Source organism: Streptomyces winkii (genome assembly GCF_032248595.1).
Taxonomy (GTDB): domain Bacteria; phylum Actinomycetota; class Actinomycetes; order Streptomycetales; family Streptomycetaceae; genus Streptomyces; species Streptomyces winkii.
The window spans coordinates 329087-353922 of sequence record NZ_JASTTH010000006.1; the positions used below are offsets into that span (position 1 = coordinate 329087).

Here is a 24836-nt window from a genome sequence, read left to right on the forward strand (position 1 = left end):
CGGAGCTCGGGCCCGGAACGCGGTGGCGCCGTCCGGCGGCCGGCGGGCAGGATCGGCTGATGCCTCACCTCGGACTCGTGACCCTCGTCGTGCCCGACTACGACGACGCCATCGCCTTCTACGTGGACGCCGCCGGCTTCCGGCTCGTCGAGGACACACCCCTCGACGACGGCAAGCGCTGGGTGGTGGTCGCTCCGCGCGGGTCCCGGGAGACGGGACTGCTGCTCGCCGAGGCCGCCACCGCCGAGCAGCGCGCCCGGGTCGGTGACCAGACCGGGGGCCGCGTCGGCTGGATCCTCAACACCGGGGACTTCGAGGGCGATTACGCGCGGATGCGGGCGGCGGGCGTCGTCTTCGAGGAGGCGCCCCGGCACGAACCGTACGGAACGGTCGCCGTGTTCCGGGACCCGTACGGAAACCGCTGGGACCTGATCGAGCCGAACCGCGGCGAGGCCTGACCGGTGGACGGTACGCCCTCGTGGCCCGCCGCCGCCCCGATCACGACCGCACGCCTCCGGCTGGAGCCGCTCCGTGCCGAACACGCCCCGGAGGCCTTCGAGTTGCTCGACGACGTACGGCTGCACACCTGGACCGGCGGATCGCCGCGCACGCCGGAGCAGCTGGATGCCCTGTACCGGCGGCAGTCCGCGGGCCGGTCGCCCGACGGCACGCAGGGGTGGCTGAACTGGATGCTCCGCCGCCTCGCGGACGGGCGGCTCGTCGGCACGGTGCAGGCCACCCTTGACCGTACGGCCGGGGGCGGCACGGCCGAGGCCGGCCCCACGGCCCGGCTGACGGCTCAACTCGCGTGGGTGGTCGGCACGGAGCACCAGGGCAGGGGGTACGCGCGCGAGGGCGCGTCTGCCATGGCGCGGTGGCTCCGCGGACAGGGGGTGGACGCGTTCACCGCCCACATCCATCCGGAGCACCGGGCGTCCGCCGCCGTCGCCCGCGCTGTCGGCCTCGCACCGACGGATACGGTCGTCGAGGGCGAGATCCGCTGGAGCAGCACCGGCGACTGAACGGGAGCTCCGAACCCGCCGCTCTCCGGGCCCGTTTCAGCTCTTCTCGCCGCCGCCGTCGCCGGGGAAGTCCGCGTACGAGGTCACCTGCGGACGCGACCGGACCCATTCGCGCAGCTCGGGCCCGATCGGGCCGTACAGCTCCGCCCGTACCAACTCGGCACACTCCCCTACGCGTTCGAGCAGCGGGGCCGCGCGTTCGTTGTGCGCCAGGGCCGCCGCGTCGTCGGCGTACTCCTCCAGCACGAGGTAGCCGCCGGCCGCGGAGAAGAACCGGTAGGTGAGCGTCCCTGGCTCGTCGTCTGCCTGCTCCAGCAGCGCGAGCGCCAACTGCTCGAATTCCGCCCGTCGTTGGTCAAGGACGTCGAACTGCGCGCGTACGAAGATGCTCATGCCGCATTCGAGCAGACCGGACCCGGTGTACGCAGCAGGACGACGCCACTCGCCTGTCGCCGGGGCGAGGCTCCCTGCCCGTGTGTCTGCCTGTCTGTCCGTCTGTCCGTCCGTGTTGTCTGTCTGTCCGTCCGTGTCGTCTGTCCGTCCGTCTGTCCGTGTTGTCTGTCCGACTGCCCGTGTTGTCTGTCCGAGTGTCCGAACTATCCCTTGTGCAGGGCATCTTGACATTCATTAGACTGGACGACGGTTCGAACTGGGGGCCGCTGGGGCGGCCTTGAGGTCGTGGTACCTGGGGGAGGTACGGGGGATGGGTTACGTTCTGCCGGGCTGGCTGGATGAGATCCTCGATTTCATCGGGATCAACTGGCCCAATGTGGACGAGGACGACTACCGCGAAATGGCGGACGCCATGCGGGAGTTCGCCGACAAGTTCGAGGGCCACGGAGGCGAGGCCCACGCCGCGGTCAACCGCATCCTCGCATCCAGCGAGGGCTACGCCGTCGACGCGCTCCAGGAGCACTGGGGCAAGGTCAAGGGCTCCCACCTGGACAAGGTCCCCGAGGTGTCACGGCTGTTCGCCACCGCGTGCGACGTGGTCGCGGACATCATCTACGGCATGAAGATCAAGGCCGAGGTCGAACTCGGCGCGATGGCAGCCTCGATCGGCATCTCCATCGGCCTGGCCTTCGTCACCGGCGGCCTGTCGGCGTTGATCGGCGCGGCGGAGACCGCGGCGATGCGGGAGCTGATCCGCCGCATCATCAAGGAGGCCGAGGAGGAGATCGTCTCCCGGCTGATGGCGGAGGTGACCGAACCGGTCACCGGCAAGCTCCAGAAGATGACCGAGGACATGATCCTCGACCTGGCCGACGACGCGATCCATCTGCCGCCGGGCGAGGGCGGAGGCGGCGGCGAAGGCGGCGGGGGCGGCGACGCCGGTGGCGGTGGCGGCGGTCACGACGCGGGCGGCGGCAAGCCGGGCGGCATGAACCTGGCCTCCGCGGACGGCCCCTCCGGCGGCGGGGGCGGTGCGGGCGGCGGCGGTGGCGGCGGCGGCCGGATGCGTATCGACCCGGACGAGTTCGACAACGGCGCGGAGAAGCTCTCCCGCCACGGCTCGGACCTGCACACCAACTCCCTTGCCCCGCTTGGCCGCGCCAAGGGCGCCTTCGGCCGCACCAAGGGCCGCGACCCCTTCACCCAGGCCTTCGACAGCGTCCTCCACGGCGCGCTCGACGGCTCGGAGAAGGCCCTGAAGAAGGTCGCCAAACACGTCGGCGAGGGCGTCCCCGGCGGCGTCCGCTCGATGGCCAAACGCCACCGGGACAACGAGCGTGGCATAACCGACGACCTCCGCGGCATCAACCCCGACGCCCGCGGCCAGGGCCCCGGCCGCAGCGGAGGAAAGGATTCCCGCGGCGACGGCTCCCAGGTCCGTCCTGGAAAGCTCAGCGCCGCCATGGGAAACCTGAAACAGCTCGGTCGTGACCTGAAGTGCAAGCTGTTCAAAACCGATCCCGTGGACGTTGCCACAGGGGAAATGCTTCTCGCTCAGCAGGACTTCGAACTTCCTGGGGTACTCCCTCTGGTGCTGCGACGCACGCATCTTTCAACGTACCGATACGGCCAGTTCTTCGGCCCTTCGTGGGCCTCCACCCTCGATGAGCGCCTCGAAGTCCATGAGGATGGAACCGTCCTTTGGGCTCGCGACGACGGCTCCGTCCTCGCCTACCCGCACCTGCCCGCGGCGGGCTCCGAAGAACAGGTCGTGCCGCTCGAAGGGCCCCGGCTCCCCCTCCGCTATGAGGGCGCGGGAACACTGGGCGAACACACCTACGCCATCCTGGAACCCGCCTCCGGCCTGTTACGCGGATTCTCCGACACTCCGTCCGCCTCCGGTTGGCACTGGCTGTCCTGGCTCTCCGACCGCAACAGCAACGAGATCGACATCTCCCGGCGGGAAGACGGCACACCCATAGCACTCGCCCACTCGGGCGGCTACCGCCTCACTTTGAGCACCGACTCCGGACGCGTCACCCGTGTCGCCCTGGCCACCCCTGGCGGCCCGGTCGAGCTCATGTCCTACGGCTATGACGGCTCCGGCTCCCTCTCCGAGGTGATCAACGCCTCTGGCCTGCCGATCCGTTTCACCTACGACGACGATCTGCGCATCACCTCCTGGACGGACCGCAAGGGCACCGTCTACCGGTATGAGTACGACGAGCGGGGCCGCGTCACCCGCACCGTGGGGCCCGACGGCTGCATGTCGGCCCGGTTCATCTATGACGACGCCCGACATGTGACCCGCTACATCGACTCGACCGGTGCGACCACCACCATCCAATGGAACGCCGCCCGCCAGGTGATCGCCGAGACAGGGCCCCTCGGTAACACCACCACCCAGGAATGGGACGCACGCAACAACCTCCTGTCGTCCACCGACCCGTTGGGCCACACCACTCGCTACGAGTACGACGAGGACGGAAACCCCACCGCCGTCCACTTCCCGGACGGCACATCGGTCACCTCCGAATACGACGCGCTCGGCCTCCCCACGCGCATCGCCGGCCCCGACGGGACGGTGTGGCTGCAGCAGTACGACGAGTGGGGAAACCTCGTCTGCCAGACGGCACCCGACGGTGCGGTCACCACCTTCACGCGACACTCCACGGGAGCTGTGGCCACTGCCACGGACGCCCTCGGCGCGGTCACCACGTACGCGTGCAACCGGGCCGGCCTCCCTGTCACCGTTACCGACGCCGCAGGCCACACCCTGACCATCGAGCGCGACGCGTTCGGCAGACCCGTCACCTACACCGACCCTCTCGACGCAAGCACCCGTCTCACCTGGACCGTCGACGGCCAGCCCCTGACCAGCAGTCGCCCGGACGGCTCCCGCGAGACCTGGGAGTGGGATCCCGAGGGCAACCTGCTCGCCCATACAGATGCCAGCGGCGCCACCACCTCGTACGAGTACACGCACTTCGGTGAACTGGCTGCCCGCACGGGCCCGGACGGGGCGCGCCACACATTCCTCTACGACACCGAGATGCGTCTCACCAACGTCACCGGACCTGACGGACTGACCTGGGAATACACCCTCGATGCCGAGGGCCGCCGAATATGCGAGACCGACTTCGACGGGCGCACCCAGCGCTACGAACTCGATGCGGTGGGCCGCATCATCGGCCACACGACTGCCGCCGACGAGACGGTCAGCTATACCCGCGACGCGATGGGCCGCATCCTCAGTAAGGACGCCGCAGGCACCGTGACCCGCTTCACCTACGACGCTGCCGGACGGCTTCTCACAGGTGAGACCCCGGATTCGCTACTCGCCTACGAACGGGATGCACGGGGCCGGATCACAGCTGAGACGGTCAACGGCCGTACCATGCGCTTCACCTACGACAGCCTCGGCCGCCGTATCTCTCGCACCACTCCCACGGGCACCGTCACCACGTACACCTACGACCAGGTCGGCAACATCACCCACCGGTCTGTCGACGGGCACACCACGACCGTCACCCACGATGCGCTCGGCCGCGAGCTGACCCGCGCCTGCGGCCCGGAACACGCCCCGGTCGCCGTCACCTCCGCCTGGGATCCGGCCGGCCGACTCGCCGCCCGCGCCACCGTGACCCCGGGCCGTCGGCTCACCTCACGCATGTACCGCTATAACGGCGACGATCAACTGACGGCGGTCACCGACGAGATGACCGGCACCACGTCCCGCTACGACCTCGACCCGTCCGGCCGTCCCCTGCACGTCACTGCGGAAGGCTGGACCGAGCACTACACCTATGACCGGGCGGGCAACCAGACCACCGCCGAGTGGCCCGACACCGTCGGCCTGGGCGCGGTTCGCGGCGAACGCAGCTACACCGGCACCCGGCTGTTGTCGGCCGGTTCGCTCCGCTGCTCCTACGACGACGCGGGCCGCACCGTCCTCCGCAGGAAGACCCGGCTGTCCCGGAAGCCCGACGTCTGGCGTTACACATGGGACGCCGAGGACCGCCTCACCGCCTGCACCACCCCGGACGGCACCCGGTGGATGTACACCTACGACCCGCTCGGCCGCCGCACCGCCAAGATCCGCCTCGCCGCGGACGGCAGCGCTGCCGAAACGGTGATGTTCTCCTGGGACGGTCACCGCCTCTGCGAGGAGATCAGCTCCGCAAGCGGGGTCACCCTCACCTGGGACCACGACATGAACACCCCGCTGTCCCAGTACGAGCGCAAGCCCCTGGGCCAGGAAGAAGTCGATGCGCGGTTCTTCGCCATAGCCACCGACCTCGTCGGCACACCCACCGAGCTCATCAGCGAATCCGGCGACATCGCCTGGCAGGCCCGCTCCACCGTGTGGGGCACCACCGGCTGGATGCCCGGCGCCACCGCCTACACCCCGCTTCGGTTCCCCGGTCAGTACCACGACCCCGAAACCGGCCTCCACTACAACTACTTCCGCCACTACGACCCCGACACCGCCCGGTTCGTGACGCCCGATCCCCTCGGTCTCGAGGCCGCACCGAATCCGGTCGCGTACGTCGCCAACCCCCTGGCCCTGATCGATCCTCTCGGGCTCAAGTCGGAGAACGGACTGTCCTGCAGGCAGAACGCGAAGCTGCTCAACGACAACCTGACAGCGGAGGGGCGGGGCAAGGGCCCGGGGCAAGCGGCCGCTCACATCGTGCCCTCGGGAAACGACCGCGCCGCGCACACCCGTCAACTGCTGTACTACTACGGCATCGACATCAACGACGCGGCCAACGGAATCCCGCTGGGCCACCACAGGCCGCACAACTTCACGCACTACAACGCCTTCTTCGACCGCGTCGGCGACCGACTCAACGACGTCGAGCAGGCTGCTGTCCGCAGGGGTCTCGGCATGGACGACATCGCCAACGAACTGCGGGGGGAACTCCGTAACATCGGCACGTCAGTCACGAAGGAACTCGCCGGTGGCCAACCGGCGCCCTGGGCCTACTGGACGAAGGTGAACTAGCAGGAGCCATGCGTACCGTCTACCGACTCCTCCCGCCACTCCGGGACGGACTTCAGACCGTGAGGGTCACCGACGACGTCTTCCTGGAGTGGTGCTACACCGGAACCGACGTGAACGTCCCTGCCGCCGTCCACGGCCGGTGGCACGGCGACGACGCTGAAGAGTTCGCGGACTACCCCGTCAGCTCGCCGTACTGCCCGGCCCTGAGCCTCCGCGTCCTCGACCAGGTACGCGAACGCTTCGCTCCGCACGGCTACTTCATCCCGCTCGCCGTCCTCGGCGAGCGGAGCCCGCAGCACGAGGTGTACTTTCCTCGCCGCACAGTGGACTGCCTCGACCACGCCGCGTCCACACCGCCGCAAGGCGTCCTGGATGAGATCCGCACGGCGGTATTCGCACCGGACCGACTCCCCCTCGACGCGCCGTCCTTCCGCGTCCCCGGCGCCCCCACCTCCGTTTACTGGAACGGATGGGCAGCCGAACTCCTGGCCGGTCTCCTCGGGCCGGACAAGCTAGCGCTCCGCCTCGTCTGGTCCGAAGATCCCGACGCCGAGGTCCATCCCAACCCGATGGGCTTCTAAGACGACGTGAAGCAGCTTCTGAAGCCGCGCCATCATGCCGGACCTTGATCGGGGGCTTCATTCAGAGCGGCCGCCCAAGTCCCCCACAAGTGCGGGCATTTAATCGCTTGTCCGCCCCCATCCGCACAGCAGATGCTGTCGCCATGGCCACCACACGACGAGCCGACATGTTCACCGCGGACGGCAAGCCCTCTGCCGACGACCCGCGCGAGAGCGGGCCGACGCTGGGCGATGAGCGCACCACGCTCGTCGAGTGCCTGCGCTGCGCGCGCCTCACGTTGGAGATGAAGTGCTCAGGTCTCGATGCGGAGGCCATGGCGCGGCGTTCCGTCGAGCCCTCGACGATGTCGCTCCTGGGGCTGGTGCGGCACCTGGCCGAGGTGGAGCGCCGGACGTTCCGGGGGATGTTGTCGGGGCAGGACGTGCCCCGGCTGTACTGCTCCGACACCGCACCTGACGGTGATTTCGACGGTGCTGTCCCCGACCCGCAGGTGGTGGCGGAGGCGTGGGACGCATGGCGTGCCGAAGTGGACTTCGCGGAGCGGTTTGTGGACGGGGCGTCCAGCCTCGACGTCACCGGCGACGACCCCCTGAACCAGCACGGCAGCGGTGGAGGGCGGATGTCGCTGCGCGAGGCGCTGGTCGGGATGGTCTGGGAGTACGGACGTCACATGGGTCACGTCGACCTGTTGCGCGAGCGGATCGACGGTCGCGTAGGCCAGTGACGATCAGAGGCGGTGCCCGACAGTACTCGCCGTCACTGAGGCCCGGCGCCCCCGCCTCGCCAGTTGCGAGCGCCCGGTGGCCGTCCGTCGCGGTCGGGCCCGGTGGCGGTGCACCGCGTCCACCACGGGCGGTCGCCGGCGGACGCCGCGGGGCCGCCGCTCCAGTGTGCGGCGCCCCGGCCCGTCCACTTCCGCGTCACTTCGTCGGCGGACTCCAACGCCCTGCGGGCTTCCCGCGTTCCGGCGCGCGGTCCCGCGCACTCCTGCTTCGGGGAGGGCGTGGCCGAGAGGGCCTTGGGCTGCGTCGCGGAGGGGACCGGCGTCGACGGTGCCTTCGTCGCCTTGAAGGGCTCGGGGGAGGAAGGTGCCGCCGATGGGGACGGGTTCTTCGGTACGGCCTGGGCGGGAATCCTGGCCTTCGAGGTCGGGTCCTCCCCCTGGCCTCCGCCCTGTAGCAGAAGGCCTGTTGAGGCCCCCGCGCCGACGAGGAGCAGCGCCACGCCGACGGTGATCCGCGCCGGCACGCGGTTGTTCCGGAAGCTCAGCCGGAACGCGCCCGCCGAGACGGGATACGACACGCGATAGAGATCACGGCCACAGTCCGCGCAGGACTGGGACGTCTCGGATGACTTCGTTCCACACCGCGGGCACGTGGTCGGCATGCGCACACTCCAGAGCGTTCGTCCGGGTCACACCACTTTCCGCTTACACTCGCGTGACCGCGGACACTAGCGGCGCGACCGCCGGTAACAAGACACCCGGAAGCACATTGCTCGGCAATGCACAACGAATTCCGCATCCCAACCCCCGTATGGCAGGGGGCCGTTGGTGCGGGATGCCGGAACGCCCCTCGTGCTACCGGGCCGGCGTCGGCCCGAGCTCAGTAGCCGTCGGACTGGCCCCAGTTCGTGGGCCCTGGGCTCGCCCACTCCCTCGTCACCTCGTCGGCGAACTCCAACGCCCGCTGCGCTTCGGGGATTTCAGCGAACGGGTCCTTGTAGGTCTGCGTCGGGGTGGGCGTGGGCGTGGGGGTGACTCTGGGCTGCGTCGTGGTGGGGGCCGGCTTCGGGGGTGCCTTCGTCTTGGACGGTTCGGCCGAGGACGGCGTCACCGACGGTGTGGGCTCGTGGGGTACGGCCTGGGCGGGGATCCTGCCCTTCGAGGTCGGCTCCTCGTCCTGGCCCTGAAGGAGAAAGCCTGCCGAGACGCCCGCGCCGACGACGAGGAGAGCGAGGCCCACCGTCATCCGCGTCGGCAGCCTGTCGATCCGGAGGCCCAGCCGGGGCGTGCCCGGCGTGGCGGGATACGAGACGCGGTAGAGATCGCGGCCGCACTCTCTGCAGGACTGGGACGTCTCCGGTGATCTCGTTCCGCACCGCGGGCATGTGGTCGGCATGCGCACACTCCAGAGCAGTCTTTTCGGGTCACACCACTATCCGCTTACACACGTGTACCCGCGGACACTAGTGGCGCAACCACCGGTAACAAGACCCCTCGGCATGCGTGACTTGGCCTGTCCGGCGATTCCCGTCGGGCGCCGACTCCCTTGCGGCGGACGGGAGTTGGGGAAGGGAGTTGGGGACGCGGACGCATGGAGCATTCAAGCGCCCGCACACCCGCTCCCGGGCCCTCGCCCCACGCGCCCGGGCAAGATTGAGGGGTCCGGCTGCCGTGCTCACAACCGCCGGACCCCTCTGCCCCCCTCAGCCTCTCGATCCCCCCGTAGAGGCCCAAGTACCAGGTAAGACCTACAACACCCCGGTACGGTTGCACACGATCCGGAATTTCTTCTTCAGCCCTTCTGAGCCTCTTCCGGCAGGACGTGGCGCACATACCGTTCCGCCGTCTCGGCCAGGACCTCGAAGCCCTCGCGCGCCCACAGCCCCTCGTTGAAGATCTCGACCTCGACGGGCCCGTCGAAGCCCGTCGCGTCCACGAGTTCGCGGAACCGCCGCAGGTCGACGGCTCCGTCCCCGAGTTGGCCGCGCCCGACCAGCACGCCCTCGGGCAGCGGCGTGACCCAGTCCGCGAGCTGGAAGGACGCGATGCGCCCGCCCGCGCCCGCCCGCGCGATCTGCTCCGGGGCCCGGTCGTCCCACCACACGTGGTACGTGTCCACGACGACCCCCACCTGGTCCGCCGGGAACCGCTCCGCCAGGTCGAGCGCCTGGCCGAGCGTGGAGACCACGCAGCGGTCGGAGGCGAACATCGGGTGCAGCGGCTCGATCGCCAGGCATACGCCGCGTTCGGCCGCGTACGGGCCCAGCTCCGCGAGCCCGTCCGCGATCCGCTCGCGCGCGGCCACGAGGTCGCGGCTGCCGGCGGGCAGCCCGCCCGAGACGAGCACCAGCGTGCCGGTGCCGAGCGTCGCCGCCTCGTCGACGGCGGCGCGGTTGTCGTCGAGGGCGCGGCGCCGCTCCGCCGGGTCGGTCGCGGTGAGAAAGCCGCCCCGGCACAGCGACGTCACGCTCAGCCCCGCGTCCCGCACCAGGCGTGCGGCGGCATCCAGGCCGTATTCCTGTACCGGGCCGCGCCACAGCCCGACCTGGGTGATGCCCAGCTTGCCGCAGGCGTCCGCGAGTTCGGGGAGCGGGAGCTGCTTGACGGTCTCCTGGTTGATGGAGAAGCGGGCGAGCCCCGCGGCGGCGCTCATCAGCTCACCCCGTGTACGGCCAGCAGCCGGCGCATGCGCTCCTCGGCCCGCGCGGGGTCGGGGAACAGGCCCAGCCCGTCGGCGAGTTCGTACGCGCGCGCCAGGTGCGGCAGCGAGCGCGCCGACTGCATGCCGCCCGCCATGACGAAGTGGTCCTGGTGTCCGGCGAGCCAGGCGAGCAGCACGACTCCCGTCTTGTAGAAGCGCGTCGGCGCCTCGAAGAGGTGGCGGGCGAGCGGGACGGTCGGGTCGAGCGCCGCCCGGAAGCCGGCCGTGCCTTCCGCTCCGGACGCGGCCCCCTCGTCGAGGAGGCGTACGGCGTCGGCGGCGAGCGGCGCGAGCGGGTCGAAGACTCCCAACAGGGCGTGGCTGAAGCCGAGTTCGTCGCCCGCGATCAGCTCCGGGAAGTTGAAGTCGTCGCCCGTGTAGCAGCGCACTCCCTCCGGAAGGCGGCGGCGCAGCGCCACTTCGCGGCCGGCGTCGAGCAGGGAGACCTTCACGCCGTCGACCTTGCCGGGGTGCTCCTCGATGATCCGCAGGAAGGTGCCGGTGGCGGCGTCGAGGTCCGCGCTCCCCCAGTAGCCCTCCAGCGCGGGGTCGAACATCGGCCCGAGCCAGTGCAGGATGACGGGCCCGGCCGACTGGCGGAGCAGGTTCCCGTAGACGTCCAGGTAGTCCTCGGGGCCGCGGGCGACGGCGGCGAGGGCACGCGAGGCCATGAGGACCGGCTGCGCCCCGGCCTTCTCCACCACCTCGGACTGCTCCTCGTACGCGTCCCGCACGCTCACCAAGTCGTGCTCGCCGGGCTCCAGTTGGTCGGTACCCACGCCGCACGCCATGCGCCCGCCGACGGCCCGCGCCTCGGCGGCGGAGCGCTCGATCAGCTCGGCGGCCACGGGCCAGTCCAGGCCCATGCCGCGCTGGGCGGTGTCCATGGCCTCGGCGACGCACAGCCCGTACGACCACAGGTGACGGCGGAAGGCGAGCGTGGCGTCCCAGTCGAGCGCGGCCGGTGCGCCGGTGCCCGGCGCCTCCCTGAAGGGATCGGCGACGACGTGGGCGGCGGCGAAGACGGTACGGGAGGCGGGCGGACGGGCATCCGCCCGCGGCCGCGCGACGGCGTCAGCGGGCCGGTCCCGCGGCTCGTACGCGCGCAACGTCCCGTTCTCATCGGGCAGTCGGATCACGGGGCTTCTCCCTCGCGGCCTGGAACGGACGGCGTCACAGCGACAGTTCGGGGACGGGAAGACGCCGTCCCTCGGCCGAGGACCGCAGCCCGAGTTCGGCGAGCTGGACGCCCCGCGCTCCGGCGAGCAGATCCCACTCGTACGGGGTGCCGAGGGCGACGTGCCGCAGGAAGAGCTCCCACTGGGCCTTGAAGCCGTTGTCGAACTCCTCGTTGTCCGGCACCTCCTGCCACTGCTCGCGGAAGGACTCCGTCGCGGGCAGATCCGGGTTCCACACGGGCTTCGGGGTTCCGGAACGGTGCTGTGCGCGGCAGCGCCGCAGCCCGGCGACGGCCGAGCCCTCGGTGCCGTCCACCTGGAACTCGACCAGTTCGTCGCGGTTGACGCGCACCGCCCACGAGGAGTTGATCTGCGCGACGACTCCGCCTTCGAGCTCGAAGACGCCGTACGCGGAGTCGTCCGCCGTGGCGTCGTACGGCTCGCCCCGCTCGTCCCAGCGGCGCGGGATATGCGTCGCGGCGAGCGCCTGTACCGAGGTGACCCGGCCGAAGAGCCCGTGCAGCACGTACTCCCAGTGCGGGAACATGTCGACGACGATGCCGCCGCCGTCCTCCGCCCGGTAGTTCCAGGACGGGCGCTGCGCGTCCTGCCAGTCGCCCTCGAAGACCCAGTAGCCGAACTCGCCGCGCACGGACAGGATGCGCCCGAAGAAGCCGCCGTCGATGAGGCGCTTGAGCTTGAGCAGCCCCGGCAGGAAGAGCTTGTCCTGCACGACGCCGTGCTTGATGCCCTTGGCGTGCGCGAGCCTCGCGACGGCGAGGGCTCCGTCGAGGCCCGTGGCGGTGGGCTTCTCGGTGTAGATGTGCTTGCCGGCGGCGATGGCCTTGCGCAGTGCGTCCTCGCGGGCGCTGGTGACCTGGGAGTCGAAGTAGACGTCGATGCTCCCGTCGGTGAGGACGGCGTCGAGGTCGGTGGTCCACTCGTCCAGCCCGTGCCGCTCGGCGATCGACTTGAGGGCGAGGTCGCGGCGGCCGACGAGCACCGGCTCCGGCCACAGTGCGCTGCCGTCACCGAGATCGATGCCGCCCTGCTCGCGGATGGCGAGGATCGAGCGGAGGAGGTGCTGGCGGTATCCCATGCGTCCGGTCACGCCGTTCATGGCGATGCGCACTGTCCTGCGTGTCACGTGGTCGTCTCCTTCGGGTCCGCGGCATGGATGAGAGGTCGGACGGCGATGCGGCTCGGGAAGCCGGATGGAAAGCCGGATGACAGATTGAACGGCAGAGGTGATCCCGACTCGGACGGCAAGCGCTTTCTACGATGCCAGCTTGCCCCTGCTCCGCCGGTTTCACAAGGCCCGTCCCGGGCGCCCGCCGCCTGCCTGCGGCGGACGACGGCCCGCCTCACGTGTCCGGCTCGCACCGCAGTTCCACGGCGGTCAGCGCGAGAGCGAGCGGTCCGGGCAGCAGGACGAGCACGAGCGGCAGCGCCCAGGCGCACGCGGCCGCGGTGCACAGCGCGAGCGCCACCAGGCCGCTGCCCGGCAGATCCCGCACGGTGCGGACGGCGCCCGCCCGGACGGCGGCGCGCCAGCCCGGCGGCTCGTGCTCCGCGGCGGCACGCGGCCCGTCCGTGCGAGCGACACCGGTGCCCTGCGCGTCCGTATCCACGTCAGACGACCGCAGCGCGCACGCCCGCAGCCCTGTGACCGCCGCCGCTGCCGCCATCAGCGCCAGGGCCACGGCGAACGGCGCGGCGCCCGGCAGGCCCGCGCCCGCGAGTCCCGCGTCGGCGGCGACCAGACCCGCGAACGCGAGCACGACCGCGCCCGCGCCCCATTCGCCGGGCCGTGCCATCCGCCGCCGCAACCGCGCGAAGTACCGTCGGGCCGTGCACGGTTCGCCGTATGCGCGGCGGCGCCGCAGCAGCGTGCACGCCGTGGACAGCGCGGCCGGAAAGGTGATCAGCGGCAGGCTCGCGGCGGCCACCGCGAGGCCGACGGCGAGCACGTCGGCGAAGAGCTCGAAGCGGGCCCCGAACAGATCGCCGCGCTCACGGGGTGCCCGGGAGGCGCTCACTCCTGGCGAAGTGCTCATGCCTGGTCAGCCTTTCAGCCCGGAGTTGGCCATGCCCTCGACGAGCAGCCGCTGGAAGGCCAGGAAGAACAGCACGATGGGCAGCAGCGCGAGCACGGACATCGCGAACATCGGCCCGTACGCGGACTGGCTGGAGGTGTCGACGAAGGTGCGCAGCGCCAGTGTGAGTGTGTACTTGTCCGGCTCGAAGAGATAGATGAGCTGGGTGAAGAAGTCGTTCCATGTCCAGATGAAAGTGAAGATCGCGGTGGTGATCAGTGCGGGCCTGGTCAGCGGCAGGACCACGCGGGCGAAGATGCGGAACGGTCCGCATCCGTCGATCTTCGCGGCCTCGTCCAGCTCGCGCGGCAGTCCCCGCATGAACTGCACGATGAGGAAGACGAAGAAGGCGTCGGTGGCGAGGAACTTCGGCAGCACCATCGGCCAGAAGGTGTTCACCATGCCCAGCTGGTTGAAGACGATGTACTGCGGGATCAGCACGGCGTGGTGCGGCAGCATGATCGTGGCGATCATGAACGCGAAGAGCGGTCCGCGCATGGTGAACCGCAGCCGCGCGAAGGCGTACGCGGCGAGAGAGCAGCTGAGCACGTTGCCCAGCACGGCACCGAGCGAGATCGTCAGCGAGTTGCCGAACAGCTGGAGCAGCGTGACGCCTTCGATCCCCTCCGCCGCCGTGCCGTAGTTCTCGGTGGCCAGCCGGGAGGGCAACAGGGCGAGGCTCGCGAGGACTTCGTCCGCGGGCTTGAAGGACGTGGCGACCAGCCAGGCCAGCGGGTAGAGCAGGACGACGAGCACGGCCGCGGCGCCCGCGTGCAGCGCGACGCGCGGCCAGGCGATCCGGCGGCGCCGGGTGTGGACGGCGGTGGCGGACATCAGCCGGCCTCCTCGTTCGCGTAGAAGACCCAGGACCGGGACGTACGGAAGAGCACCGCCGTGACGATGCCGACGGCGAGCAGCAGCATCCACGCCATCGCCGAGGCGTAGCCCATGTGCGAGGCGGTGAAGCCCCGTTCGTAGAGGTAGAGCGTGTAGAAGAGGGTCGAGTCGGCGGGGCCTCCGCGGCCGGCGCTCACCGCGTATGCGGGAGTGAAGACCTGGAAGGCCTGGATGGTCTGGAGCACCAGGTTGAAGAAGAGCACCGGGGAGAGCATCGGCAGCGTGATCGAGGCGAACTTCCGCCACCTGCCCGCCCCGTCCACCTCCGCGGCCTCGTACAGGTCCTGCGGGATCTGCTGAAGTCCGGCCAGGAAGATGACCATCGGTGCCCCGAACTGCCATACGGTCAGCAGCGCGACGCTCAGCAGCGCCCACCCGGGCCGGTTGACCCAGCCGCCGAGGTGCAGGCCGAGGCCGCCGAGCAGGTTGTCGACCGTTCCGCCGTCGTTGAAGATCGCCCGCCAGACCAGCGCGACGCTCATGGACGCGCCGAGCAGCGACGGAGCGTAGAAGGCCGACCGGTAGAAACTCCTGCCGCGCCGCATCGACTTCAGCGCGACGGCGACCGCGAGGGCCAGCGCGAGTTGCAGCGGGACGGCGACCAGCACGTACAGGACGGTGTTGCCGACCGAGCGGAGCAGCCGCGGGTCCTCGGTGAACATCTGCGCGTAGTTGCGCAGTCCGATCCACGACGGCGGATCGAAGAGGTTGTAGTCCGTGAAGGACAGATAGAGCGAGACCGCCATGGGCAGGAGGGTCAGCACCGTCGCGCCCAGCACCCAGGGCGAGAGGAACACCCAGGCGGCGCCCTGGCGTTCGCGCCGCGGGCGGTGACCCCGGCCGTGCGCGTCCGCGCCGGACGGGGCGGTGCCGGCGCCGGCCGCGGCCGCGGGGGCCGGCGAGCCCGCGGAGACGCCGGCCGTCGCGGCGCGTGCCGCGGTACGTGCCGTACGTGCCGTACGTGCCGTCGAGGAGAAGCCCATCACTGCCTCAGCTCCGCTCGTGCCTCGGTGAGGAAGTCCCCGGCCGCCTCCCGTGGCGACAGCTTCTCGAACGAGACCTGGTCGTAGTCGCGCTGGAAGGTCGACTGGAGGCCGTTGTCGCCTCGGGGCGGCGCCGCCGGAGGCGCCTTGAGCCTGCCGCGCAACGACTCCTGGAGCCGGGCCACTTGCTTCTGGAATCCGGTGACCGTGGAGAGCACCCTGCGGCGCTGCGTGCTGTTGACGGGAGTGCCCCGGTCGACGCCGACGATGTCGGCGGCCTTGTCGGAGTTGAGCAGGAAGTCGATGAACTGCGCCGCCTGGCGCGGGTGTTCACTGCCCGCGGAGATGCCGAGCAGCATCGAGGGCTTGTAGTACTGACCGAACGTGCCGTCCTCCCCGGTGGGCGTCGGGGCGATGGCCAGCCTGTCGCCGTACATGGCCTCGTAACCGGCGGACGGAGCGTCCCAGTTGAACTCCGCGGCGGACTTCTTCCGTCCCATCGGGCTGTCCTCGACCGACCCGGACATCTGCGTGGTGTCCGTGGCCGGGCTGACCAGCCCCTGCTTGCGCAGCGCGGAGGTGAAGGACCACCAGCGCGCCAGATCGTCCACGCTGAAGTCGACCTGGCCGTTCTCGTCGTAGAGCCGCTTGCCCTGGCCGCGCAGCCAGATCTCGAACTGGTCCTCCTGGGCGCCGGGATCCGTCATCGCGTACGTGCCGCGATCCTGCTTCACCTTGCGCAGTGCCCTCACCCAGTCCTGCCAACTCCAGCCGGGCTCGGGCTGCTTCACCCCGGCCGCGCGGAACGCCGCTCTGTCGTAGGCGATCGTCTGGGTGCCGACGCCCATCGGCAGGGCGTACTGGACGCCGCCCACCTGACCGGTCTTCAGCAGCCGGGGATCCATCTTTCCGGTGGGGAGCACGTCGCGCTGCCGGGCCAGGTCGAGCATCACATCGGAACCCGCGTACTGGCTGATCTGCCGGTAGTCGAGCTGGATGAGGTCGGGTACGTCGCTGCCCGCGGCCTGGGTCGCCAGCTTCTGCTTGTACGAGTCGTACGTGGAGTAGGAGGTCTGGATGTCGACGCCGGGGTGGAGCTTCTCGAAGGCCTCGACGGCCTTGTTGGTGAGGGCGGCCCGGTCGGCGTTCCCCCACCAGGTGAAGCGGAGCGTGACCTTGCCCTCGTCTGCTGCGGAGGCTCCCCCGGCACAGCCTGCGAGCGTCGCGCAGAGCGCGATCGCGACGGCTGCCGCGCAGGTCGCCCTCGTCCTGGGTGCGGGCATGCGGTGAACCTTTCCGTGCGGCTGCCGGTGAGCCGGCGCGGCTTCGTGCGGCTTGTGGTCGGGACTTGCGGTTCGGAACTCGGGGCTCGGAACTCGGAACTCGGGGCTCGGGGCCGGCCCTTCGGACTTCGGGTCCGCGGCCTTGGACCGGGCTTGCGGCGCCGGGCTACTCGCCGTAGTACGGCAGCGTCGTGCCGGGCAGTTCGTACTCGTCGCGGCGTCCGCACATCCCGTAGCCGCCGCGGCGCGTGGGCTCCGCCGAGCGGGCACGCGCGGCGGAGAGGTGGGACGAGTCGCCCTCGGCGAGCGCCGCGAGATGTGCTCCGGTGCGTTCGGCGGCGGCGAGGGCACCGTCGCGCCAACGCGCCTGCCAGGACTCCAGCTTGGGGGCGACGAGGCGTACCGCCGCCCGGTGGAAGTCGTGCAGCGGCTCCGCGTCGCCCGCCTTCAGCGCGTCCCGCAGGCGGATATGGCCCTCGACGGCGAGATCGCGGCGCACACGGGCCGCGCGTTCGGCCTCGGGGCCCTCCTTGGCGGGCAGCGCCGCCGCGGCCGCGTAGGACTCGGGGTCGGCCAGCACCTCGGGAGGGAAGGTGAACACCGCGTCGCCCGCCTCGGGCAGGCCGCCGTTCTGCATGAGCACGGTCACCCGGAGTCCGGGGCCGGCCACCATCCGGTGCACCGTCCCCGGTGTGAACCAGGCGATCACCCCCGGCTCCAGCGGCGTCTCGGTGCAGCCCTCCTCGGCGGTGAGCGTCTCGACGGCGCCCTCACCCGCCGTCACGACGTACGCCTCCGTGCAGGCGAGATGGATGTGCGGGCTGCCGCCGCAGACTCCGTCGGCGGCCTCCCACTCGTACGGGCTGAGGTGCGACAGACCGATTCCGCCGGGCAGTTGGGCGTCCAGCATGTGCGGTCTCCCTTCGACTCGGTGACCTGGTCGCGTCGGGTCGGCTTCGATGGACGGGTCGGGACGGGAAGAAGCAGATGGGAAGGGGCGCAGAGCGCCGTCAGCGCCTCACCAGGGGATCGCCTTCAGCAGCCGCTCGATGCCGTCGGTCTCCCACGCGCCGTCCGCGACCACCACCCGGTAGCCGTACGCGAAGGAGTCGTCCGGCGGCAGCGTGAACTCCTCGAAGAACGCCCAGGAGAAGGCGACCGTCGGGACGGGCTCGGAGCGCACGAACCAGTGCGACGCGTGGACCGACTCCTCGTTGCCGGGCGCGTGCGCGAAGACGAGGGTCGAGTGGGCGTCCACGTCGTCGTGTTCGCCGACGAAGCCGAGCCACGGATGCTCGGAGGCGGGCTGCCCCATCATCTCCTCGTCCGTGCTCGGCCCGGCGGGCGAGAGCACCTGGCCGCCGCTGAAGTCGCGCGGACCGCGCCAGTGCAGACCGGTGTAGCCCGCCATCTCGCGGCCGTGAGTCGTCGGCGAGCCGAAGTGGAGAGGCTCGCCGCGGATGTTGGTCAGCTCGATGAACCAGTCGATCGCGTACGTGCCGTTGCGCCCGTCGGCCGAGTGGAGCGCGACGGAGCGCCGCTCCCGAGCCCACTCCGCGCCGCCGTTCTCGACCCAGGTGAGCCGCTCGGTGAAGTCCAGCCTGTCGTCGGCCACTTCGAAGGACTCGAAGCCGTCGTGCCGCATGGAGCCGACGAGTTCGTGCCGGGGCAGATAACCCTCCCCGTGCACATAGGAGTTGCCGCCCCAGAAGTTCTGCCCCGACAGATGGCTCGCGGTCATCTGAAGGCCCTTGTGCCAGCGGTGGTCGTTCGGCCGGTAACCGGAGACGGAGTTGCCGGCCAGGGTGCGCAGGGGATGCACGTACGGCTTGCGCGACTCGAACGCCACGGGGTCGGGGGCGTAGACGTACGACATCAGATCGGTGCCGTCCGCGGCGACGCCGATGCGCTCGCCGTGCGTGTGCGTGACGGTGATCGGCAGATGGCCTCGGGGCGCGCTCATCGGTGCTCCTTGGGTGCCCAGTCGGGGTGGTCGCCGTGCATGGCGCGGTAGAAGGGGTCCTGCGGTGCGACCTCACCCTTGTGTACGGGGGCCGCGGTGAACGCCGACTTGTAGAGCGCGGCGAGGAATTCGAGGGTGCGGCGGGCGTCCGGGCCGCTGCCCGGGGGGCGTTGGCCCTTCTCCATCGCGTCGAGGAAGCCGCCGAGCTGGGCGGCGTGCGAACTGGGCACGTCGGCGGCCGGGGTGCGCCAGTGCGCTGTGCGCTCGTGCTGCCCGCGGGCGTGCGGTGCGGGCGTGTAGGCCCAGTCGTCGTTGCCGTAGCCGTACAGATGCGTCAACTCGACTGTGACGTCCGCGCAGTCGATGCGTATGCGGCTGACCTCGTCGGGGCTGAGCACGCTGTTGACGACGGTGGCGATCGCGCCGTTCTCGAAGCGGACGAGCGCGGTGGAGACGTCCTCGCTCTCGACGTCGTGCACGAGCCGCCCCGCCATGGCGCGTACTTCGCTCCACTCGCCGAGGAGATGGAGCAGCAGGTCCATCTGGTGAATGCCGTGGCCCATGGTGGGTCCGCCGCCCTCGGTGGCCCAACGGCCGCGCCAGGGAACGGAGTAGTAGTCCTCGTCCCGGTACCAGGTGGTCTGGCAGTGCGCGACGAGCGGCGCCCCGAGTTCGCCGCTGCGCAGGAGTTCGCGGGCATGGGACGCGCCGGAGCCGTAGCGGTGCTGGAAGACGACGGACGCGTACGGGCCGCCGCGGCCGCCCGTGCCGCCTGCCCGGTCCGCGGACTCCGCGGCCTCGCCCGCCAACTCGCCCTCCGCGCCGCCCTCTTCCGCCGCCACCGCGTCGTACTCGGCGAGCGAGAGGCACATCGGCTTCTCGCACAGCACCCACGCACCGGCGCGCAGCGAGGCGCGGATCTGCTCGGCGTGGAGGGCGGGCGGCGTTCCGATCAGGACCAGGTCGGGGCTCTCCGCCGCGAGCATCTCCGTCAGGCCGGGGTATCCGCTCACGCCCTCCCCGGCCTCGCCGAGGAACGCCGCGAGGCGGCGCTCGTCGACGTCGACGGCACCGACGAGGCGGACGCGGTCGGCGTGGGCGCGCAGCGCGGGCAGATGGCTACCGGTGACGATGCCCCCGGTGCCGACGACGGCTGCGCGCAGTGGAACTCCTTCAACGGTCATACAGCAGTGGCTCCTCCGGCCGACAGAAAGCGCTTGCCATCGGGTGACACTAAGGGCGCTTGATATGACAGGACAAGACCCCGTGCAGGGCCGGACCGGAATGCCCTCTTCCAAACCGGCCGGGGAACCGGTTGCGGTAACGGAAGGACACGCGGAGTGAGAGCATGGGCGCGCCCGGCCACCGACGAGCACGACACTGCCGTGTGCGCTGCACTGATGCGTCTTCGCGCCACGGCGCCGACCGCGCGCCGCGGCACGGCAGTTGCGCACGACCGTCCGGTGACGGCGAGCCCGAAGGCATACGTGGACTGTGGACAACGGAGGACTGGATGGCAGTGACTCTGGCCGATGTGGCGACGCGAGCCGGTGTCTCGGCGGCGACCGTCTCGCGCGTGCTGAGCGGCAACTACCCCGTCGCGGGCGCCACTCGCACGCGGGTGATGCGTGCGGTCGAGGAGCTCCAGTACGTCGTCAACGGCCCGGCCAGTGCTCTCGCCGCGGCCACCTCGGACCTCGTCGGCGTCCTCGTCAACGACATCGCCGACCCCTTCTTCGGCATCATCGCCAGCGCCGTGCAGAGCGAGATGGGCACCGGCGGGCCGGGCGGCGCGAGCGGCCAGAAGCTCGCCGTCGTCTGCAACACCGGAGGCTCCCCGGAGAGCGAACTGACCTATCTCACCCACCTCCAGCGACAGCGCGCGGCCGCCGTCGTCCTGACGGGCAGCGCCGTGGAGGACGAGAAGCACAGCGCCGCGCTCGCCACCCGGCTGCGCCGTCTCGCGGCGGGAGGGACGCGCATCGTGCTGTGCGGTAGGCCCCCGCTCGCGCCGGAGCACAAGGCGGCGAGCAGCCCGGCCGACGGGGAGGCCCACCGGCCGCCGGAGGGCCGAAGGCCCGAGCAGAGACAAGCGGACGAGCACGGGACGGCGCGGGGCGCGCGGGACGACGAGCACCAGAACACCGGCACAGTCACAGGAACAGGCACCGTCCCGGGCACAGGAGCCGGGGACGGCATAGTCACGATCGCCTTCGACAACCGCGGAGGCAGCCGGCGCCTCACCGAGCACCTCCTCTCGCTCGGCCACCGCAGCATCGGCTATGTCACGGGCCCGGCCGACCGCACCACCACCCGGGACCGCCTGGAGGGCCACCGCCTCGCCCTGCGCGACCGCGCTCCCGAACTCCTCACCGACGCCGAGCAGTTCACCGTGCACGGCGGCGCGTACGACCGCTCCTCGGGCTACGACGGCGCCCTCGAACTGCTGCGCCGCGTGCCCGGCCTGACGGCCGTGCTCGCCGCGAACGACACCGTCGCCCTCGGCATCTGCGCGGCGCTGCGCGACCAGGGCCTGCGCATCCCCGAGGACGTCTCCGTCGCGGGCTTCGACGATCTGCCCTTCAGCGCCGACGCCTCCCCCACGCTCACCACCGTCCGCATCCCCCTGCACGACGCGGGCGCGCGCGCCGGACGGCTCGCCCTGGGCCGCGAGGCGCCGCCCCCCGGCGGAGTGGCCACCGTACGCACCGAGCTGATGGCGCGCGGCTCGACCGCCCCGCCCGCCGGGCGCGAGGGCTGAGCCCTCCGGGCGCCGGCGTCCGGGGCCCGGCCGGGCGCCGCGACCCCGCTGAGCAGCGGCGCCGCCGCGCCCACCCCGATGGTGGGGCACGAGCGGCCAGTTGACGCCCGGAGCTTGTACGAGCACAGGGGCATCTGGTCCGCTGTGCTCATGCGACTCGCGTTCTCCACCCTCGGCATCCCTTCCGTTCCCGTCCCCGAAGCCGTACGTCTCGCGGCCGACTCCGGCTTCGAGGGGCTGGAGCTGCGTGCGCACCCGGAGGAGCCCGTGCATCCGGGCCTGACACTGGCCGAGCGGGTCGACGTCGTCGAGGAGTTCAAGGCGGCGGGCGTGGAGGTCCTGTCGGTCGCCGGGTACGCGAAGGTCGCCGCCCCCGGCGACGACGACGCCGTACTGACGGACGTGCAGCAACTCCTCGAGCTGGCACGCGACTTGGGCGCGTCCTTCGTCCGGGTCTTTCCTGGCGGCGACGGCGCCGCGCGGGACGAGAGCGACGCGACGGCCGCGCGGCGGCTGGCCGCCCTCGCACCGCTCGCCGCCGACCTCGGGGTGCGGCTGCTGCTGGAGACGCACGACTCGCACAGCACCGGCGAGGACGCCGCACGCGTCCTCGCGGCCGTCGGCCACGCCTCGGCGGGCGCGCTGTGGGACGTCATGCACACGTGGCGCGCAGGCGAGGACCCGGGCACCAGCCACCGGCTTCTCGCGCCGTTCCTCGGCTATGTGCAGGTCAAGGACATCGCCTCGGCCGACGACACCACGCCGCTGCCGCCCGGCGAGGGCGTGCTGCCGCTGAGCGAGGTGGTGAAGCTGCTGACGCACGCCGGGGACGCGAAGGACCCCATCGGAGCCGTCGGCACCGGCGGGACCACCGCCGCGGGCGCGCGCTCCGACCCGTCCCGCGGGTGGCTCTGCTGGGAGTACGAGAAGCGCTGGTACCCGCAGGTGCCGGAGCTGCCGGCGCTGCTCCCGGCCGTACGGGACCATCTGCGTGGCCTGATGGCCGAGGAGTGACGCCGCCGTTCTCGCGAGAGACGGACCGGTGCCCGGCCGGGGCGGACCTGCCCCGGCCGGGCACCGGTCGTGGAGCGGGTGGTGACGGCGTACAGCCTTACGGCCGCAGCGTCCGCTCCTGCTTGACGGGACGGTCCAGGTCCGCGTCGTACTTCGTCAGGCGCTTCGGCTCCGCGCCCTTCGCGGGCTCGACACCGGCCCACTTCAGCAGCGCGCGCGTCGCCGCCTCCTTGTCCTTCTCGCTCAGCTTGGCGATGTTCGCGCCGTGGTTGGCACCGGGCGCCTTGTAGACGTGCGCGTCCTTCGTGCCCTCGCCGACGGTGAACGGCTCGGCGCTCCACGGGTCGTTCTGCCCGTTGACGAAGAGCATCTGCGACGCGTGGGTGCGCACCCACTGGTCGACGTCCTTCATCGCCTTGGAGTCGAACTTCATCGGAATGTCGCGAGGCACGTACGTACGGGGCTTGTTGAGGCCCGGGTACTTGCGCACGTCGTCCAGGAGCGGCGACTCGTAGTCGGGAGAGCCCATCTGGGTGCCGGCCTGGTAGTAGTACGGCGTGTAGTACTCGATGCCCTGGTCCGAGCCGGCCTCCCAGCCGCCGATCTCGTTGGCCCAGTCCCACAGTTCCTGGGTCTTGGCCTTCGTGGAGGGCACCTTGTCGCACTCCTCGGGCTCCAGGTGGTACTGCCAGAAGCCCCACACCAGATCCTGCGCGACGAGTTCGAAAGCCTTGTCCGCGCTGCCGGCCAGCTTGAAGGTGTAACCCTCCTTCTTCGCCAGCGCCTTGAGCTTCTTGACCATCTCGCCGCGGCGGTCGAAGATCTCGTGCTGCGTGGCGTTGAGGCGGTCGCGGCACTTGTCGGAGCCGACCTTCTCGAAGAAGTCGTAGTACGCCGAATCCTCGTCGTTGTTCACGTCGTTGGGCGCGACGTAGGCGACGGTCCCGTCCATGTCCTTGGGGAAGAAGCGACGGTAGTACGTCGCCGTCATTCCGCCCTTGCTGCCGCCCGTCGAGATCCAGCGCTTGCCGTAGATCTTGTTCAGCGCCTTGAAGATGCGGTGCTGGTCGCTGGCCGCCTGCCAGATGTCGAGCTTCGACCAGTCGGCCGGGTCGGGCCGCGACGGCGAGAAGAACCGGTACTCCATGGAGACCTGGTTGCCGTCGGTCATCTGCGTCGGCTCGCTGCGCGACGGCTCCTCGTTGAGCCCGTATCCGGATGTGAAGTAGACGGTGGGACGGTCTTCGCTCTTGTGCAGCAGAGAGATCCGCTGCTTGAAGGTCCCCTTCTCGGGGTGCCTGTGGTCCACCGGCTGTTCGTAGTTGAGGAGGAAGAAGCGGTAGCCGTTGACCTTCTTCTCCTCGATGAAGCTCATCCCCTTGATCGCGAGGATGCGGTCCTTGATGTCGGTGTCGTCCGCTGTGGCGGCCCCTGCCGACACTCCGCCCGCGCCGGCGGTGCCTATGAGCACCGCAAGCGACAGCGTCCATCTGAGCGTTCTTCGCATGCGCTCTCCCCTGGATCCGTCAAAGGTCGGAGTGAACTTACCGGTAGCTCCAGCGCACCGCCAGATCTGTCGCCCCTGCACGAGATGTCGCATCCGTAACAACGCGGGGCCCGGGTCGCTGTCGCGGTCAGGACCTAGGCTGCCTGCCATGACCGACTCCCGCCAGCCGCAGCCGCTGGTCACCGGGCCCCGCGGGATGGCTCTGCTCTCCTTCCACGGCGCGCACGAGCGGCCCGAGGACGCCACGTTCGAGGACGCCCCCATGGGTTACGTGCTGGTCGTGCTCTGGCACAAGGGCCGCGTGCTGATGGTCTACGAGCGGGAGCGCGAGTGCTGGGAGCTGCCGGGCGGCGGCATCGAGCCCGGCGAGCGCCCACGGGCCGCGGCCGTACGGGAGTTGCGGGAGGAGACCGGCCAGCTCCTGGAGGCGGACGCCCTGCGCTTCGTGGGCCATACGCGTACGGCGCTCGGGACGTCGGGACGCGTCCTGTACGGCGGGGTGTTCACGGCGCACACCGAGCGGCCGCACACGTTCGCGCCCAACAGCGAGGTCTCGGCAGTCCACTGGCGCGCGGACGGGGAGGCGCTGCCGGGCGGCGGCATGGTGCAGACGGTCGACGAGTACATCGTGGAGCTGTGCCGGGAGTGAGCCGGCCGGGCCTGACCCCGTCTTCCGACCGGCCACTCTCCGCCGACCCGGCCTGGGCACCGTCCGCCGCCCGTC

The 24836-nt window shown here is 70.8% G+C and carries 22 protein-coding genes; 8 read left to right on the top strand and 14 right to left on the bottom strand.

All coding sequences use genetic code 11. The annotated features are described in order from the left end of the window. Positions 1–59 precede the first annotated feature (59 nt). Together QQM67_RS20300 and QQM67_RS20305 are read left to right on the top strand one after the other, a co-directional pair. Positions 60–458, top strand: coding sequence for a VOC family protein (locus QQM67_RS20300; protein WP_314175392.1), 399 nt, complete (start codon positions 60–62; stop codon positions 456–458). Positions 459–461: 3 nt separating this feature from the next. After that, positions 462–1022 carry a GNAT family N-acetyltransferase gene (locus QQM67_RS20305; RefSeq protein ID WP_314175393.1) on the top strand — a complete coding sequence of 187 codons (561 nt, stop codon included), beginning with the start codon at positions 462–464 and terminating at the stop codon, positions 1020–1022. A gap of 36 nt (positions 1023–1058) precedes the next feature. Here QQM67_RS20305 and QQM67_RS20310 read toward each other — a convergent pair whose 3' ends face one another. After that, a complete protein-coding gene (locus QQM67_RS20310; RefSeq protein WP_314175394.1) occupies positions 1059–1415 on the bottom strand; it encodes a putative quinol monooxygenase in 357 nt (118 codons plus the stop codon). A 310-nt stretch (positions 1416–1725) separates the two neighbouring features. Between QQM67_RS20310 and QQM67_RS20315 the strand changes: the two genes are divergently transcribed. From QQM67_RS20315 to QQM67_RS20325, 3 genes are all read left to right on the top strand, one after another. Beyond that, on the top strand, positions 1726–6423 hold the full coding sequence (locus QQM67_RS20315) for a DUF6531 domain-containing protein (RefSeq protein WP_314175396.1): 4698 nt from the start codon (positions 1726–1728) through the stop codon (positions 6421–6423). A gap of 8 nt (positions 6424–6431) precedes the next feature. Further along, positions 6432–7004: a hypothetical protein gene (locus QQM67_RS20320; RefSeq protein WP_314175397.1), complete on the top strand. Its 573-nt coding sequence runs from the start codon at positions 6432–6434 to the stop codon at positions 7002–7004. Between the two features lie 143 nt (positions 7005–7147). After that, positions 7148–7729: a DinB family protein gene (locus QQM67_RS20325; RefSeq protein ID WP_314175398.1), complete on the top strand. Its 582-nt coding sequence runs from the start codon at positions 7148–7150 to the stop codon at positions 7727–7729. A gap of 32 nt (positions 7730–7761) precedes the next feature. Here the strand turns inward: QQM67_RS20325 and QQM67_RS20330 are convergent, their stop codons facing one another. The 12 genes from QQM67_RS20330 to QQM67_RS20385 all read right to left on the bottom strand — a co-directional run bounded on the left by QQM67_RS20330 (position 7762) and on the right by QQM67_RS20385 (position 20014). After that, positions 7762–8307, bottom strand: coding sequence for a hypothetical protein (locus QQM67_RS20330; protein WP_314175399.1), 546 nt, complete (start codon positions 8305–8307; stop codon positions 7762–7764). A gap of 302 nt (positions 8308–8609) precedes the next feature. Beyond that, positions 8610–9125: a hypothetical protein gene (locus QQM67_RS20335; protein WP_314175400.1), complete on the bottom strand. Its 516-nt coding sequence runs from the start codon at positions 9123–9125 to the stop codon at positions 8610–8612. A 396-nt stretch (positions 9126–9521) separates the two neighbouring features. Further along, positions 9522–10382, bottom strand: coding sequence for a sugar phosphate isomerase/epimerase family protein (locus QQM67_RS20340; RefSeq protein ID WP_314175401.1), 861 nt, complete (start codon positions 10380–10382; stop codon positions 9522–9524). Then, a complete protein-coding gene (locus QQM67_RS20345; RefSeq protein ID WP_314175402.1) occupies positions 10382–11569 on the bottom strand; it encodes a dihydrodipicolinate synthase family protein in 1188 nt (395 codons plus the stop codon). Before QQM67_RS20345 ends, QQM67_RS20340 begins: the two co-directional genes overlap by 1 nt. Positions 11570–11603: 34 nt before the next feature. Next, complete coding sequence (locus tag QQM67_RS20350; RefSeq protein ID WP_314175403.1) at positions 11604–12755, bottom strand: Gfo/Idh/MocA family protein; 1152 nt, start codon at positions 12753–12755, stop codon at positions 11604–11606. Positions 12756–12972: 217 nt separating this feature from the next. Beyond that, a complete protein-coding gene (locus QQM67_RS20355; RefSeq protein WP_314175404.1) occupies positions 12973–13665 on the bottom strand; it encodes a hypothetical protein in 693 nt (230 codons plus the stop codon). Between the two features lie 6 nt (positions 13666–13671). Beyond that, positions 13672–14538, bottom strand: coding sequence for a carbohydrate ABC transporter permease (locus QQM67_RS20360; RefSeq protein ID WP_314175405.1), 867 nt, complete (start codon positions 14536–14538; stop codon positions 13672–13674). Further along, positions 14538–15584: a carbohydrate ABC transporter permease gene (locus QQM67_RS20365; protein ID WP_314175406.1), complete on the bottom strand. Its 1047-nt coding sequence runs from the start codon at positions 15582–15584 to the stop codon at positions 14538–14540. Before QQM67_RS20365 ends, QQM67_RS20360 begins: the two co-directional genes overlap by 1 nt. Beyond that, a complete protein-coding gene (locus QQM67_RS20370) occupies positions 15584–16867 on the bottom strand; it encodes an ABC transporter substrate-binding protein (protein WP_314175407.1) in 1284 nt (427 codons plus the stop codon). Before QQM67_RS20370 ends, QQM67_RS20365 begins: the two co-directional genes overlap by 1 nt. A 166-nt stretch (positions 16868–17033) precedes the next feature. After that, entirely contained in the window at positions 17034–17777 is a 744-nt protein-coding gene (locus QQM67_RS20375; RefSeq protein WP_314175408.1) for a cupin, read from the bottom strand. 108 nt (positions 17778–17885) lie between these two features. Then, complete coding sequence (locus tag QQM67_RS20380; RefSeq protein WP_314175628.1) at positions 17886–18809, bottom strand: DUF6807 domain-containing protein; 924 nt, start codon at positions 18807–18809, stop codon at positions 17886–17888. 17 nt (positions 18810–18826) lie between these two features. Then, positions 18827–20014: a Gfo/Idh/MocA family protein gene (locus QQM67_RS20385; protein ID WP_314175409.1), complete on the bottom strand. Its 1188-nt coding sequence runs from the start codon at positions 20012–20014 to the stop codon at positions 18827–18829. Between the two features lie 329 nt (positions 20015–20343). Here QQM67_RS20385 and QQM67_RS20390 point away from each other — a divergent pair, with 329 nt between their 5' ends. Both QQM67_RS20390 and QQM67_RS20395 read left to right on the top strand, forming a co-directional pair. Further along, the gene (locus tag QQM67_RS20390; RefSeq protein WP_314175410.1) at positions 20344–21591 is read left to right on the top strand and encodes a LacI family DNA-binding transcriptional regulator; all 1248 of its coding nucleotides are present in this window, start codon (positions 20344–20346) and stop codon (positions 21589–21591) included. A gap of 150 nt (positions 21592–21741) precedes the next feature. Beyond that, the gene (locus QQM67_RS20395) at positions 21742–22605 is read left to right on the top strand and encodes a sugar phosphate isomerase/epimerase family protein (protein ID WP_314175411.1); all 864 of its coding nucleotides are present in this window, start codon (positions 21742–21744) and stop codon (positions 22603–22605) included. Positions 22606–22702: 97 nt separating this feature from the next. Here QQM67_RS20395 and QQM67_RS20400 read toward each other — a convergent pair whose 3' ends face one another. Then, positions 22703–24112 carry a S28 family serine protease gene (locus QQM67_RS20400; protein WP_314175412.1) on the bottom strand — a complete coding sequence of 470 codons (1410 nt, stop codon included), beginning with the start codon at positions 24110–24112 and terminating at the stop codon, positions 22703–22705. Between the two features lie 148 nt (positions 24113–24260). On the opposite strand from QQM67_RS20400, the gene QQM67_RS20405 reads away from it, so the two are divergent. Beyond that, a complete protein-coding gene (locus QQM67_RS20405; RefSeq protein ID WP_314175413.1) occupies positions 24261–24761 on the top strand; it encodes an NUDIX hydrolase in 501 nt (166 codons plus the stop codon). The last annotated feature ends 75 nt before the right edge of the window (positions 24762–24836 follow it).